The sequence below is a fragment of the Brucella pituitosa genome (genome assembly GCF_003049685.1).
GTDB lineage: Bacteria > Pseudomonadota > Alphaproteobacteria > Rhizobiales > Rhizobiaceae > Brucella > Brucella pituitosa.
Window position 1 is genome coordinate 214,759 of sequence record NZ_PYSY02000003.1, and the last position, 15,119, is coordinate 229,877.

The following is a 15,119-nucleotide window of genomic DNA, read 5'->3' on the forward strand; positions in this document are numbered from 1 at the left end:
CGGTATTCCGCTGACAAAAGTCAGTTGGAAAATGCGTGTAGCCCCCTTGTCATAGCAAGGTGACAATCGCTGACAATGCGCTCGATAAGTTCCTGACAGCTGGGAATATCCTTGATCAGCCCGAGGGTCTGACTTGCCCAGACCAAGCCGCTGTCCAGTTCACCGGTTGTCAACGCGTGACGACCTCGCTCTCCCGAAACCAGCGGTCGAACATCTGTAAATTCCGCACCACCCGGCCGACCTTCGATAGCGACGACCTCATCGGAGATTGCATTCTTCAAAACACGTCCGGTGTTTCTGAATGTTCGGAAGATCAAATTGGTGTCCCGCTCACCAGCATTGACCAGCGCCTGTTTGATATGCTCGTGGATGGGAGCTTCTTTGGTGGCACAAAAGCGCGTACCCATGTTCACGCCTTCGGCACCGAGCATAAAAGCGGCTGCCATGCCTTCGCCGGTGCCGATACCGCCCGAGGCGATCAATGGAATTTTTACCTGCATGGCTGCAGCAGCAAAAAGGACCAGACCGCCAATATCGTCTTCACCCGGGTGTCCAGCCGCTTCAAATCCGTCGATGGAGATAGCGTCGACACCAGCCCGTTCCGCTGATAGTGCATGTCGTACAGCCGTGCACTTGTGAACGACAACCGCACCGGCCGCCTTTATTTTCTCAATGAACTCTTTCGGGCTGCGTCCAGCCGTCTCTATCACCTTCACACCCGATTGCAGCGCCGCATCAAGATATTCTTCATAAGGCGGAGGCGCTGTGGTGGGGAGAATGGTGAGATTGACCCCAAATGGTTTGTCGGTCATTAGACGGCAGCGAGCGATCTCTTCGCTTAGCGCTTTCGGGCTGGCTTGTGTCAATGCTGTTAGGATTCCAAGGCCGCCAGCATTCGATACGGCTGATGCAAGTTCGGCGCGACCTACCCATTGCATTCCACCTTGGATGATCGGGTATTTTGTCTTCAATAGCTCAGTTACTCGGGTCTTCACGCGCCACTCCCTGCTGCAATCAAACCTCATGATTAGATACTGAAATTCGCTGCGGATTAAGTCAAACAAAAAATTTGCTGAACGTCCAACTTTTTATTAACATGCAGATATAACACGATGATTTCGTCAGGGTCCCATGAAGAGGGCCAGTTGGAGAGGCGAACACCATGAAACCGCGAAAGATCACGACATATCAATGGCGTAGTGTAAAATACAGCTTCACATCGTCGAATTTACCAACCCCGGACCAGCACGTAAGAACCCCGAATCTCCTATCGCAGATAGCGGGTTTGATAATTCGGGGGTGGTCTCCAGAGCGGCAACCTGTCGCGGTTATGGCTCACCGGCATGGGTGACGTACCTACCACCGCAACTAAACTTGGCGCGACAGCCCTTCCCTACCGTAAGCGCTGTTCTTGCGGATACTTTCAGATCGCGACCGGCTTGAAGGGGGCAGCATGATCCCACTGCGCTTCTTTGGTGCCGTCCTTCTTTGTGTAAGCAGTCTTGCTTTTACCTTGAATGACACGACGACCAAGTTTCTCATCGGCGACTATGACGTATCATCGATCATTTTGATCCGCAGCTTGATGGCTTTGCCAATTCTTTATCTGTTTCATGTGCGGTCAACCGGTCGGAGCAAGATATGGTCGGCCAGAATTGGTCTCCATGCGTTGCGGGGAGCTTTTGGCTTGATCGCCGCCTATTTATACATCGCTTCCCTGAAAACTCTGACTGTGGCTGAGGCTACAGTCATTCTCTTCATGACCCCCGTCATTATCACCGCGATGTCTCGTTTTCTGCTCAAGGAGAATGTCAACTTTCGCACTTGGTTGTCGATCTGCTTTTGTTTCCTCGGCGTGGTTGTGGCGATCAATCCACGGGCATCCAACTTCAGTTACGCTATGGGACTGGCTGGTACATCGAGCGTGTTTTACGCCATCAATGCTATCAGTTCGCGTTGGATTCCGTCCGAAGACAACCTGTGGACGATCTCGTTTTTCGGCGCGTTCTTTTCGGCGCTCTTTGTCGCCCCGTTCGCCATTGAGCATTGGCGTGGACTACAAGTCCCGCACCTTGCCCAGTTTGGTGCTGCGGCGGCATTCTCCAGCATGGGCATAGGTTTGAGCGCCATAGCCTACCGCATGACATCACCTGCCCTCCTCGCCCCCTTCGGTTATTCGGGGCTGATCTGGTCGATTACAGTCACCTGGCTGTTTTGGGGCATTCATCCGAGTCTCAATGCCATTCTCGGCACACTCATCATTCTGGGCAGCGTCACATTGACCATCAAAACCAGCCGCATTGATCCGCAACCGAATCTGCAGAAGTGTAACAAGGGACCCACAAATGACGACCCCAATCCTTGTCGACCGAAATAAAGAAACCGGCGTCAGCACTATCACATTCAACCGCCCGGAAAAATACAACGCTATCGACGAGGCGATGGCAGCAGCCTTTCATGAGGCCGTGCAAGCCATAGCATCCGACAAGAGCATACGTTGTGTCGTTCTCAAAGGCGCAGGCAAAGCTTTTATGGCGGGTGGAGATGTGGCAGCTTTTGCAGCTGACCCGGATCGGGCTGATCTTGTCTTACAGCGCATATTGCGCCACATGCACCCAGCTTTGTTAATCCTGCAGCAATTGCCTGTGCCTGTCATCGCTGCAATACACGGACCGGCAGCTGGTGCCGGATTGAGCATGGTTCTGTCGGCAGATTATGCCATCTGCAGTCAATCAGCGGAGTTCATTCTTGCTTATGATCGACTGGCAACGGTCCCCGATTGCGGCGGCACCTGGTATCTTCGGCAAAAGCTGGGGCCGCGTGCTGCCCTTGCCCTTATGCTCAAGGGTGGCAAACTCAATGCCAGTCAGGCCAGAGAAATCGGGATTGTCAACGACGTGGTTGAGGATAGCAGTTACCAGGAACAGCTTTCCGCCCTGATACAAAAAATTGCTTCTGGCCCAACAAGAGCCTTTGGACTGTTCAAGCAACTGCTTGCTGCCGATCTTTCGTTGGCGGCTCAACTTGAGGCAGAAAAGGCGGCCTTCATGGAAGCCACTTATACGCAGGATTTCCGGGCCGCCATCCGCAACTTCCCGAGCAAGCAGCCGGTGCAATTTCTCGGATACTGAAACAAGATCGTGCCCGGCGGAGACCGTTATATTCAAGGTCAGCCTGCAAAATGAACAATTACCAGTCACTTCGGCGGTCCTCCTTGCAACCAGCAAATAGACGTCGCCGCTATCACCAGAAAGCGAATAAGATGCTTCAAAATGTTGAGCTCGCAAATGATGTCATCAAGACTGACTTTTATATCGATGGCACTTGGACCAAACCTTTCGGTACCGACACCATTGCCGTCGTCAACCCTGCCAATGAGCAGCCGTATGCAACAATTTCAGCAGGCACTGCTCAGGATGTTGATCGAGCGGTTGCGGCCGCCCGTACGGCGTTCTCTTCGTGGAGCGAAACCCCGGTTGCGGAGCGCATCCGCTTCTTGCGCAAAATCGCAGAAATATATGAGGCGCGTCTCGAAGATATGGCCAAAACCATTTCGCTGGAAATGGGTGCGCCTATCACCATGGCCCGCGATCAACAGGCCGCTGCAGGCTTGTATCACATCAATGCTTTCACCCAGGCGCTAGAAAACTTCGATTTTGAAGAAAGACGAACAGATAATTCCAGCGACATGATCGTGCGCGAACCAATTGGCGTCTGCGGTTTGATTACTCCATGGAATTGGCCAATGAACCAGATCGCTTTGAAAGTTATTCCCGCGATCGCAGTCGGCTGCACGGTAATTTTGAAACCCTCCGAAATTGCGCCCATGTCAGCGATGCTTTTTGCCGAAATCATTCACGAAGCAGAGCTCCCCAAAGGAGTATTCAATCTTGTCAATGGTGACGGTCTGATCGTGGGCGAAGCCATGTCACGCCACGCGGACATCGACATGATGTCGTTCACCGGCTCGACCCGTGCGGGCACAGCGGTCGCACGCGGCGCCGCAGACACGGTCAAGCGCGTCTCGCTCGAACTCGGAGGAAAGTCCCCCAATCTGATTTTCGCGGATAGTGACATCGAAAGCGCGGTAGAGCGTGCCATTGCTGAATGTTTCAACAATACTGGTCAATCCTGCAATGCCCCTACCCGATTGCTGGTCGAGAATTCGGTCTACGATCAAGTCGTTCAGCTCGCCGCTAATGCCGCCAATAAGACGCAGGTCGGTGATCCAGCTCTCGAAGGCGACCATATCGGGCCGCTGTCATCGAGAGCGCATTTTGACAAAGTTCAAAGTCTAATCCAAGCAGGCATTGATGAGGGCGCCCGTCTGGTTGCGGGTGGCCTCGGTCATCCCGACGGGTTTAACGCTGGCAACTTTGTCCGCCCGACCATATTTGCGGATGTACGGAACGATATGACGATTGCCCGCGAAGAGATATTCGGTCCAGTATTGGTCATCATTCCCTTTACCGACGAACAGGAGGCCACCACTATCGCGAATGACACGCTTTATGGTTTATCCGCTTATGTGCAAACCGGATCAGTTGATCGCGCCAAACGCCTTGCGCGGAATCTCCGCGCTGGCATGGTGCATATCAACGGCTCCACGCTTGGTTCCGGCAGCCCGTTTGGAGGCTACAAGCAGTCCGGCAACGGTCGTGAAGGCGGAAAATGGGGATTTGAAGACTTTACGGAGGTTAAGGTGATCACCGGCTGAAAGTATGCATACAGCGCCGCGAGCCAATGCATGTCTATGGGTCGTCAACTCGAGCCATAATTCGTGAAAAAATAAAATTCAATGGTTCATGCATCATTGCCGCACGGTTGTGTTGCAAAAATTTGATTTGAATGCAGCATGGCTTAACTCTGGAGGCAATTATGCCGCGAGTGCTTTGAACTGTTGTTTGATTGAGAGCGCCGCCGCAGCTGGAAAGATGCCTTGTTGTTTGCGCATCATGTGAATGAGTTCAATGCCAGAGAGCGTGATGCTGGCTGCGGTTTGGGATTTGAAACCTAGAGCATTTCCAGCAAAAGTGCGAAGCGGTTTTGCGTCGGATAATGCGAAAAAACAAAGAGATAGAGCATTTCCAATGGTTCAAGAAAAACAGGAAATGCTCTAGCATGGAGCGAGTGCGTCGTTTGATGCGGCGATGATCCTACTCAATCGTGTTGTTCATATATTTGCTGGAGCGAACGGCAATAGGCTTGCCAGCCTGACTGAGCTGGTTCTCTGCATCACATTGTAGAATAGCTGTTCTGTTGGTTTGGCTACCATCAATGGTAATGCGCACTGGCCTGCCGTAGCGGGCCAGCGCCTTGCGTATAAAGCATTTGGCGATTAAATCACGTTCCTTGCTGAAGTAGAACTCAACCGTATCCCCGTTGCTGTCGATCGCACGATATGAGTACAGCCACTCGCCTCTGACCTGACGCTTCTTCTGATAGAAACGCTCAAGCAGTTTGGGGCTGAAGCAGATGACCCAACGATGGACGGTTGAATAATCCAAATAGAGGCCACGTTCCGCCATCATTTCTTTCAGATTGCGAAGGCTCAGATTGTAAGCCAGGTACCACCGCGCACATAGAAGAATGACAGACTTATCAAAATGACGACCTTTAAACATCCAAAATACTCAGCTAACTAAAAGCCAAGATACCATCAGTTCATCCATTGATGAAAAGTTTGCAACACAACCCCATCATTTCTTCAAGCGTCAATTCACGCATATTTCTCTCCCAATATAGATTAAGCACCCCGGAAGAGTAGCAGTCATACAATTTCTAAAACATCCTATTTTAGTGGCCCCAATTTACCCCCAAATAGGCGGCCCCACGCCATTAAATATCGCGCTGTAGGGCCGCACTGTGGGAATCGCTTGCTACAAGTCATAGGCTCAGCCCACGATCAAAATCCAGCCGTTCGCGCTCCTACTCGATCTGCTTCTGGCATTGCTTTTCAGCCTCCTGCTGTTCGCGCAAGTCAGCCCGATCTCCGCTCCGAAACCCTTGCGCGAGATCGCGGGCGCGCTCACTATAGCCGCTAATGTCCATGCCTTGCGCTGCCCTTGATTTCCTGTGCGGCCTGTCGGACACGCCGCCATTCGACAACGGATTCCACATCGTCGCCGCGCTCCTTCAGATACCACGCCTACTGGGCAGTTGTGGCAACGGTTTCCGGTCCAGTGACAGTGCTCGCACCGTCTGTTGAAGCTCCGTGCGTTCATCGCCCTGCGCCCGATCAAACGCCTCGTCTCGCTGTACCTCCAGCGTCCGATGATCAACCAACTACCCCACACCGTGGCACTCCAACGCAACCTGCATTTCTTCCGCCCAACTTTCCCGTCAGTCAGCCAAACGGTTGATCTCAGTAAAAATTTCGTCAATCTGTTCTTTCAAATCAGCTTCGGTTTCACCGCTGAAAATTAAACGGTAATTGCAATTATTTAGTTTTCGGCCTGCATACTGGCGCTGAATTAGATACTGAATGTCTTCCCTTACCCGTTTTCTGCCGTGCACGAATTTGCTGTTATTCTCGGTCAAACCCCACAAAATAGCCGAAACCATTTGCACAAGCGGCTCGGTTGGCAAGATGGCTGTCTCTGTACGCTGTCGCCCCTGCTGAACCGCCTTGCTGATCGTCGTACGGTTGCATTCGCAGTGTCTGCTGAACAGTGGTTCTGTTGCAAACAGGGCATTTCACAAAACGCGCAGGCTGAAAGCCTGATGCAGCCGGTAAAGTGGTGGTCAGCTAGGCTGCGGCGACACGCGGCACGCAGACTTGGGTGTGTGTTCGCACAACAATGAGCGCATAATATGAGAACGGGGACTCCCCATAAACAGTATAAGGAGACCATCATGAAACCGTACTCACTCTTGGTTGTTGTTGGATTGGTGTTAATGAATGCCTCAACTGCTTATGCGGGTTCAAACACAGCATTAAAGAGCGCGTCCACATTACCATCGTCTGATCCAGCTGAGACCATCGTTCATCTGGCAACGACAGAAAAGCCGGAAGCCGCTAAGCCAGCAATCTGTCAATACAAGACTTGGCAAGATTGCGTGGCAGCCTGCGGAACCTCACTGTGCATATATTGCACAGGTAATGGAAAATATGCTTGCGAAAAGGAAAAATGAAGCGTTGGTGGGGTCGGTTCCGGCTGAGGGCTAAATGGTATGTTTAGCTGTCTCAATTGAACCCGGTCGGGTTTTCCAAACGTAAGTTATTGAACCGGTTTTACACGTATTTTCAGCTTATCCTTAGAGGTGGTGCGACTAACATCGCAATCCTGTTATCCCTATTTCATTCAATATTTATACCGTCAAAGATGCTGTATATTCTTCATCACATGCCTTTTTAAAAAGAGGAAAGGTTTCAACGAAAGCGAATGGATGCCGTTGGGAGGCGCAGCCATGCGTATAAGAACCATTCAAGAAAAGATCATTCACTATTCTCTGTCGCATCAAGACGATCCCACCTACAATATGGGGTTGTGCTTACATTTTTGCGGCCCACTCGATCTACTGATGTTCAAGGAAAGCGTAATAGAAATTATCAGCGCATCACCCATATATAGTTTAAACTTTGTTCTTGATGGTAAGAATATAGTTCAGATTGAACGGAATGATCGCTTACGGCTGCAATTTGATGATATGGATATATCTCAGCTTTATGAACGCGATGCAGATGAATTCGTGACTTCGGATGCACAAATTTTACTTAAAAAACGTTTCGATCTAACCAACGACCCTCTCATTCGGTTGCGTTTCTATTGGCATAGTTCACAAAGCTTCTATGTCGCTTTTGTTCTCCATCACTCTATCGGAGATGCCTTTAGCGCTTATTCTCACTTTAGAAAAATTGTTGAAGTCTACACTGCAAGAAAAACGGGTGCTCTAATCAACCCGTACATTGCCAGCGAGACAGATGAGGACGCGACGAAACCGGATAGTATTGCGCGGTCTGTTGAAGCTCTTCGAAAATTTATCAATGGAGCGACAAGCGGTGTGCTCAATGCAGATGCAGATGCACCAAATGTTGAGTCATGTCGCCGAACAGTTGTGTTGCTGAATAAAACTGAAAAGACCGCTTTTTGCGACTGTGCTGAGCGCCTTCATATCCGAAAGAGCACTCTAAGCCTTGCTTATTTTGCACTCGTCCGCGCACGTGTGCGCGGACAGCGGCAATTTGTGATCACATTGCCCTTTAGCGGTCGTACTCGGAATAACAAGAATTTTCTCGGCTGCTTTGTGAACGTATTACCGCTGTTCGTCGATCTTGATGCTAGTGAGACAATCGAGGCACTTTGTGCCAGTATTGATTGTCAATTGCGCTTCCTCATGCGGCATCAGCACATAACGATTGAAGATCATGCTGACCAATTGTTCCAGGAAAAAAACATTGGTGCTTTGCGACAAATCTATAATGCAGTCTTCACATATTATTCCAGCGAAATGGCTCCATTTTTCCCACAGGTAACCACGCGAGTATTACCGCTAGCCTCTCCCAATTTTAGCTATCCGATTAGCTGGGTCACTTGGGATGTTGGTGATAACATTCACATCGAAATCAACTCATCTAGCGTACTTTTTCAAGCTGCCGATTTGGAAGCGCATGTGCGGTCAGTTGCAATTGCTTTTAGTGCATGTACGCGTATCGACGATATATTGCTTTATGGTGCAGTGAATTCGTTCCATAAGCAGTTTTTCGCTCAGGAACAGAGCCCGACAGAAACCATACCTGATGTGTTTTCACGTCAGGTTGTGAGCACCCCTGACTTGATTGCGGTGACACATCGGGGACGGCACATTACTTATCGTGAACTCGATAAACTCGCTAACAGTTATGCGGCAGGATTGACGGCGCATCTGAGTTCAAATCAGCACAAAGTGGTCATATGTATGGATCGCGGGCCGGAACAGATCGCCGCAATCCTTGGTGTTTTGAAAAGCGGACGTGCCTACGTACCGGTAGAGCCTCTAACACCAACAGACCGACTGGATTATATTCTCGAAGATTTAGATCTACCTCCCGTCGTCACACAATCTGCTTTTTGGGAGAAATTCGCCAGCCTGCCGCGAGATCATGTCTTTCTTTTTGAGAACTTGGCTGCTGAGAGCTACGTTTCTGCCGCTGTAACGCCTGGAGACATTGCTTATGTGATCTTCACTTCCGGATCATCTGGCCGCCCGAAAGGTGTGCAGGTTTCGCATGGGAATGTCACACGGCTTTTCTCTGCAACTGCGAACAGATTTGGTTTTGGAAAAGAGGATATTTGGCTGCAATTTCACTCTTATGCTTTTGATTTTTCTGTTTGGGAGATTTTCGGCGCTCTTCTTTTTGGTGGCCGACTTGTCATCGCTGACTCTGATGATTGTAAAGATTGCGACAGTCTTTCCAGTCTCTTGATTGCTGAGGGTGTGACGGTGCTGAATCAGACACCAACCGCTTTTATTCACCTCTCAAAGAGTATTTTGTCTCATCCGAAGATTAACCAAATGGCGTTGCGTCAGGTGATTTTTGGCGGGGAAAGGCTCAATCCGAATACTCTGGCGGAATGGATTGAAAGTATCCCCCTGGAACGTACGCGTCTCACAAACATGTACGGGATTACCGAGACAACGATTCATGTCACCCATCATGACATTACAATAACCGATATCGCCGGATCGATCAGTAATATCGGCGGCCCTATTCAGGATCTCAGCCTATATATTATAAATGATGCCGGTACTTTGGCTCAAATCAATCAGGTCGGTGAGATTGCGGTGGCAGGCCCCGGTGTCAGTCAAGGGTATCTGGTTAAGCCACAGTATCAGGACAATGTGTTCGTTCCAAATCCTGTCGAGCCTTTACGATTTTCATTGATGTATCGCACAGGAGACCTCGCTCGTTACGCTGCGGATGGTACGGTTCATTATATTGGTCGTCGCGATAGACAGGTGCAATTGCGTGGTTATCGGATCGAATTGTCGGAAATTGAGACCGCGCTCCTTCTGATTTCTGGCGTGCGAGCATGCAGTGTTAACTGCTTTACATTTCCCAATAGTGAGAAGAGGCTGGTCGCTCACTATGTTACCAAAAGTTGGTTTGATCCTGCGTATATACGCGAGAGGGTGAGACGACATCTGCCAATCTATATGATCCCAGCGTATTTCGTTGCGCTGAACGAATTGCCCATGACTTTAAACGGTAAAATAGATCAGCTTTATCTTGAGGCTGATTTTTTTGCGTCCTTAAAGCAGTCCACGCTTTCTATGCCATCCGCCAAGAATAATGATTTGGCTTTGCAAATAGCGTCAATATGGAGCGCTGTGCTCGGCCATGACGTACCTTCGCACCAAACCGGCTTTTTTGATGCGGGGGGAGATTCATTAATGATGAATATACTCACACCACGTCTGCGGGAACTTCTACCTCAAGAAATTGCTCAACAGCTGAATGTCGCAATGCTGCTGGACCGCCCTACGATCCATGCCCAGGTAGAGCTTATTCGTAGCTTAAGTACTCTATGTGACACATCCCTTGCGATTGAGAGTAGAGCCCAGCAGCGACTGTCACGGCGACACCATTCTCGAAAGTGCGGAGGATTGCTATGACCACAACTTCTCATGAAATAGCTATTATTGGAATTGGATGTCGTTTTCCTGAAGCTGAAACTGTTGACGAGTTCTGGAAACTTCTAACCAAGCGGCACTCTGTCATGCGTCCGACTGGTCGAATAAACGGAACCCAGTTGGGGTTTGTAGATGTTCAGACTCCAATTCCTGATATTGACCTTTTCGATGCACCCTTTTTTCGAATGTCAGCGTATGAAGCGACTTTAACCGACCCGCAGCATCGCATGTTTCTTGAATGTGCCTATCAGGCGCTAGAGAACGGTGGATATGCTGGAAATACTGCCGGTTGCGCTGTCGGGGTTTTCGGCTCGACGAGTTTCAGTACATACCTTTTCAATAACATTCTCAAGAGTTGTCAGCGAGAAACAGCGGATAACTACCAGATACTGATTCATAACGATAAAGATTTCCTTGCCAGCAGGGTTTCATATAGTCTTGATCTGCGCGGCCCCGCAATTACGATCCAGACAGCATGTTCCAGTTCGCTTGTTGCCACCCATCTCGCCTGCCAAAGCATTCTTGTTGGTGAGTGTGAGATGGCACTTGCTGGCGGTGTTAGTCTGAGCCTGCCACAAGATGCCGGTCATATCCACAAACCCGGAGGTATTCTCTCCGATCAGCCGAGTTGTCGGGCCTTTGATGCCGACGCTGCTGGCACTGTTAAGGGCAATGGTTGCGGTGTCATACTGCTCAAAGCGTATACAGCTGCTGTCGCAGATGGCGATCAGATCATTGCTGTGATCCGGGCTACTGCCATCAATAACGATGGCGGTGAAAAGGCAAATTTCATGTCTCCAACAGTCCGGGGACAAGCATCAGTCATTCGCGAGGCGATTGAGGTGGCTGAAATTGCGGTCGATGAACTGGATTATATCGAAACTCATGGTACCGGAACAAAGTTGGGAGACATGGTTGAAGCCGAGGCACTTGCCATGGCCTTATCCGGCAGAAAGGGGCACACGGTTCGACTGGGCACGTTAAAGCCAAACATCGGTCACCTTGATGCAGCAGCAGGCATTGCCGGTGTTATCAAGGCTGCTATGGTGCTTGACCGGCAAGCCATACCTGCTGCGGCCAGCTTTGACACGGCAAATCCTGACCTCAATTTGGAAGGTAAGGGATTTCTCATAGTGAGCGGCTCTATGTTGCAAGAGCATAGCATTCGCCATGCTGGCGTTAGCTCTTTTGGTGTTGGTGGCACGAATGCACATATCGTGATGGCCTCCCCTCCACGCAGGCAATACCCTCCCTGTAATAGATGTGAGCTTTTTCTTCTCTCAGCCCAAAGTGAAACAGCTCTTTTTGATCTTGCTAACCGCACAGCGTCCATAATCGAGAATAATGAGTGGCGGCTCATCGATATTGCATACACGTTGGCATGCCGCAGGACATTCTGGCCTGTTCGTGTTGCATTTGTTGCCCAAACACTTGATGACCTGCTCACCCAGTTGCGATCGGTGGAACAACTCTTGTTGCGAGTACCTTCGGATACGACGGACACGCTTACCGCTTTTGGCACCCGTTGGTGCCGTGGTACAGACGCTGATTTCATGTCATTGTTCGCTGAATGCCCGACAGTTTGCTTACCCTTACCGGGCTATGGTTTTGATCGTAAATCATATTGGATTGAGCCGGACGACACGGACACACCCAACAAAGATAAGCCGGTCAGCCAAAAGCTAGTCCCACAAGGCGGCACGCTGGCAAGCCTCCTGGAACTTGCAACTATTAGACTTGGTGCTGAAAAAATTCAGCCGCATGTCGATTTCACGGAGCAAGGCGGCGATTCAATTATGCTTATCGACCTTCTGTTCGATATACAGGAGCGTTTTGGCATCGAAATTCCCGTATCCATAGCGATGCAACTAGGCACTCCGGCTGCCATTGCAAGGGAGCTGGATCACCGGCTTTCTCAAGTATCTGACTCACCTCCAGAATTGTTGACCAAAGCCGTGCCTGCTGACACTGGGGCGAGTGAAGTGCGGGCGAAGCTTGTTTGCATCGTTCCTAGTCAGAAAAGGCGCAGCATAGTGCTGGTGCATCCAGCAGGTGGAACGATTTCAACCTATGTTGATCTCTGCGAGACGATCAGCGAAGAGGAGTATAGCGTTTATGGGATTCCGTTCCCGCGAGCTTTTTTAGTCTCGCCGGGCAATCTTACAATCACCGATCTCGCCCACCGCTATGTCGATGCTATCCATGAAAACCTCAAAGTGGAGAACTTGATACTGGGCGGCTATTCCTTTGGCGGGAATGTCGCTTATGAAATGGCTCATATTTTTGCCGATAGATACGGTTACTCGCCTAATATTATGCTGTTTGACAGCCATCCGCCGCATGCGTACGGAACCAGTCTGGTTAGTGACGCAAAACTGGTCGAGACATTTGCGTTAATTATACACTCTGTAATGATACGTACCGGTGGTTTCACTGTTGCGACAGAAGATATTGCCAAAAGCTATCGTGGGCTGTCATTGGATGCGGCGATAGATAGGTTGCTCGCCGAAGGTATAGTTCCCATCGGATTACAAGCTGATGATCTCGCTCGATTTTATCAAATTTGGGTCGTCAACCATTCCATGTTGTGCGGTCCTGGCCGTCGCGATCCTGCCCCGGTCAATACTGTTCTCTTCAACGTCGGAGTGTCAGAATGCCCACTGATCCTGCAGAATCTCGGCATCGCTCCGGTAGAACACAGTGCCTGGCAGAATTATATTACTGGATATTTGCGGATCGAAAACCTACCTGGCGATCATTATACCGCCTTTACGATACCTGAGAACATCGCGTCAGCTCGAGATAAATTCCGTGCTTTGTTGAGTGACGATTGGCTGTGGCAACCGCTCACTAAACAGCCACACACGGAGGCTATATTATGATGCTGGATCCGTTTTCTATCAATTTAATTATTGTATCAATCATAGTTTTTGCCATCCACAATATTGAAGAAACCGTCGGCATCGAAGGGTGGATGGCAGCAAAATTTCCACCGCGGATCGCGCAACGCTATAGGAAAAAACCGTTCTTCATAGCGACCTTCCTGCTTTGGATCGCTTACAGTACTGTCGCTTTGATAGCGGTCTGTTCAGGCAAGACTACCGCTCTCCTACTTTTTACCCTCGCCTTTGCTGCTATCGTCGCCAATGGGCTTTTTCATGTCCTTGCCGTGCCAGTGTTTCACAAAATCTCGCCTGGCTTCTGGAGTGCGATTGTCTTGATCTTGCCGTTGGGCGGATTGTTCGCATGGCACACTGTCAATATTGGTCTCATGACACTGCCCCAAGCAGTACTGGCTTTTCTGGCTGGAACAGTCGTTCAGGTGCCATTGGCCGCCGCCGCTATCTTCATCGCCAATTTAGTGGTTGGGCCGAAGAAAAAGGACATTTTAAAATGACCCTTACGCTAGACGGCAACAAGATTGCGACCGACCTGTTGCAAATGGTCAAACAGCAAAACGATACAATTTTCAATCAATTCGGTTCCCGGCCTCGGCTGGCAATTGTTTCCATTGCCAATGGCAATTTGATGACTGAAACCGCGTTGGATTTGCATAGAATTTGCGCTAGTCGTGCCGGGTGTGACATAGAAAACATCAATCTCCCGGACGACACGTCCCAGAAACAACTTTGCTCTCGCATTAGCGAGTTAAATGTCTGCAAGAGCATTACAGCGATCTTGGTGTTGCAACCGTTGCCGGTCGCAATTGACGTCGTCTCGGTGATAAATACGATCCTTCCGGAGAAGGAAGCTGAGGGTCTGCACCCTACTAACCTTGCCCGCCTTTTTCCGACCAGCCTCCAATCGTTCGATTTTGACATCTGCGTTCCACAAGCACTGAAACTCCTCCTCAGTGCTTACGGACTTTATGAATCTGGCAAACATTGGGTCATTCTTGCGCAGACTGAGTTGTCCGAAAGCGACATTATAGCCAGCACTAATATTCGCGCTGCATCCGTCGGTGCTCTGCCTCCTAACTCAACAATTTCGTTGATTGCGCCTGATTACTCCGACGCGCGACGAATATGCCAGACAGCTGACGGAATCTTTGTTACTAGCCGCGAGATTCACTGGTTCGACGATAATTGGATTAAGCCTGGAGCAATTGTGGTCGACTTTCTTGCCAGCATGGTCGGAGAACGCTACCACCCATTGAATCCGGACAAGAAGCTGCCGTTGTTAAAAGGCTCTGTCAATGCGGCAGCGATTAAGGGTAAGGCAGGATATTTTGCCCCTGTAGTCGGTGGCGTCGGTCCCATGCTGATAGGCAGCTTGTTTTATAACTGCATGCTCATGCACGCCCACAAGTTCCCGATCAAGACCCTTGATGCTTTCGATGTCATCGATGAGTTGTATCCACCGGCCAGAATCCAAATTCTGAAGCGCAACACACTGGGTTCGGCCTAATGGCGCACTCCAGTGTCATTCGGGCACTCTGCTAACGGCGAAAAGGGGTAACCTCATCAGCCATTGACCTAACGGTCTCGAAGAGCGCTTAGAGAAAA

The 15,119-nt window shown here is 50.0% G+C and carries 11 protein-coding genes and 2 pseudogenes; 9 read left to right on the forward strand and 4 right to left on the reverse strand.

What is annotated here, in order from left to right; all coding sequences use genetic code 11:
• Nucleotides 1-20: 20 nt before the first annotated feature.
• Nucleotides 21-1,025, reverse strand: coding sequence for an NAD(P)H-dependent flavin oxidoreductase (locus C9380_RS21295; RefSeq protein ID WP_235822450.1), 1,005 nt, complete (start codon nucleotides 1,023-1,025; stop codon nucleotides 21-23).
• Between the two features lie 428 nt (nucleotides 1,026-1,453).
• Between C9380_RS21295 and C9380_RS21300 the strand changes: the two genes are divergently transcribed.
• From C9380_RS21300 to C9380_RS21315, 3 genes are all read left to right on the forward strand, one after another.
• Nucleotides 1,454-2,377 carry a DMT family transporter gene (locus tag C9380_RS21300; protein ID WP_235822449.1) on the forward strand — a complete coding sequence of 308 codons (924 nt, stop codon included), beginning with the start codon at nucleotides 1,454-1,456 and terminating at the stop codon, nucleotides 2,375-2,377.
• Nucleotides 2,346-3,131 carry an enoyl-CoA hydratase/isomerase family protein gene (locus C9380_RS21310; RefSeq protein ID WP_128094585.1) on the forward strand — a complete coding sequence of 262 codons (786 nt, stop codon included), beginning with the start codon at nucleotides 2,346-2,348 and terminating at the stop codon, nucleotides 3,129-3,131. Before C9380_RS21300 ends, C9380_RS21310 begins: the two co-directional genes overlap by 32 nt.
• Before the next feature lie 131 nt (nucleotides 3,132-3,262).
• A complete protein-coding gene (locus C9380_RS21315) occupies nucleotides 3,263-4,717 on the forward strand; it encodes an aldehyde dehydrogenase family protein (protein ID WP_128094586.1) in 1,455 nt (484 codons plus the stop codon).
• A 159-nt stretch (nucleotides 4,718-4,876) separates the two neighbouring features.
• Here C9380_RS21315 and C9380_RS27710 read toward each other — a convergent pair.
• The 3 genes and pseudogenes from C9380_RS27710 to C9380_RS21325 all read right to left on the reverse strand — a co-directional run.
• Nucleotides 4,877-5,017, reverse strand: a pseudogene (locus tag C9380_RS27710) (IS6 family transposase); the annotation flags it as partial.
• Nucleotides 5,018-5,159: 142 nt separating this feature from the next.
• Nucleotides 5,160-5,624: pseudogene (locus C9380_RS21320) on the reverse strand (IS6 family transposase); the annotation flags it as partial.
• Between the two features lie 304 nt (nucleotides 5,625-5,928).
• Nucleotides 5,929-6,120 (reverse strand): hypothetical protein, encoded by a 192-nt coding sequence (locus tag C9380_RS21325; RefSeq protein WP_128094587.1) that lies wholly within the window; start codon nucleotides 6,118-6,120, stop codon nucleotides 5,929-5,931.
• An 84-nt stretch (nucleotides 6,121-6,204) separates the two neighbouring features.
• Between C9380_RS21325 and C9380_RS21330 the strand changes: the two genes are divergently transcribed.
• The 6 genes from C9380_RS21330 to C9380_RS21355 all read left to right on the forward strand — a co-directional run bounded on the left by C9380_RS21330 (nucleotide 6,205) and on the right by C9380_RS21355 (nucleotide 15,021).
• Nucleotides 6,205-6,426 (forward strand): hypothetical protein, encoded by a 222-nt coding sequence (locus C9380_RS21330; RefSeq protein WP_128094588.1) that lies wholly within the window; start codon nucleotides 6,205-6,207, stop codon nucleotides 6,424-6,426.
• Between the two features lie 429 nt (nucleotides 6,427-6,855).
• A complete protein-coding gene (locus C9380_RS21335; RefSeq protein ID WP_128094589.1) occupies nucleotides 6,856-7,134 on the forward strand; it encodes a hypothetical protein in 279 nt (92 codons plus the stop codon).
• A 276-nt stretch (nucleotides 7,135-7,410) separates the two neighbouring features.
• Nucleotides 7,411-10,596, forward strand: coding sequence for a non-ribosomal peptide synthetase (locus C9380_RS21340; protein WP_164844707.1), 3,186 nt, complete (start codon nucleotides 7,411-7,413; stop codon nucleotides 10,594-10,596).
• Nucleotides 10,593-13,496: a beta-ketoacyl synthase N-terminal-like domain-containing protein gene (locus tag C9380_RS21345; protein WP_128094591.1), complete on the forward strand. Its 2,904-nt coding sequence runs from the start codon at nucleotides 10,593-10,595 to the stop codon at nucleotides 13,494-13,496. Before C9380_RS21340 ends, C9380_RS21345 begins: the two co-directional genes overlap by 4 nt.
• On the forward strand, nucleotides 13,493-14,011 hold the full coding sequence (locus tag C9380_RS21350) for an HXXEE domain-containing protein (protein ID WP_128094592.1): 519 nt from the start codon (nucleotides 13,493-13,495) through the stop codon (nucleotides 14,009-14,011). Before C9380_RS21345 ends, C9380_RS21350 begins: the two co-directional genes overlap by 4 nt.
• A complete protein-coding gene (locus C9380_RS21355; protein ID WP_164844708.1) occupies nucleotides 14,008-15,021 on the forward strand; it encodes a bifunctional 5,10-methylenetetrahydrofolate dehydrogenase/5,10-methenyltetrahydrofolate cyclohydrolase in 1,014 nt (337 codons plus the stop codon). The genes C9380_RS21350 and C9380_RS21355 overlap by 4 nt, the downstream gene beginning before the upstream one ends.
• Nucleotides 15,022-15,119: the final 98 nt, after the last annotated feature.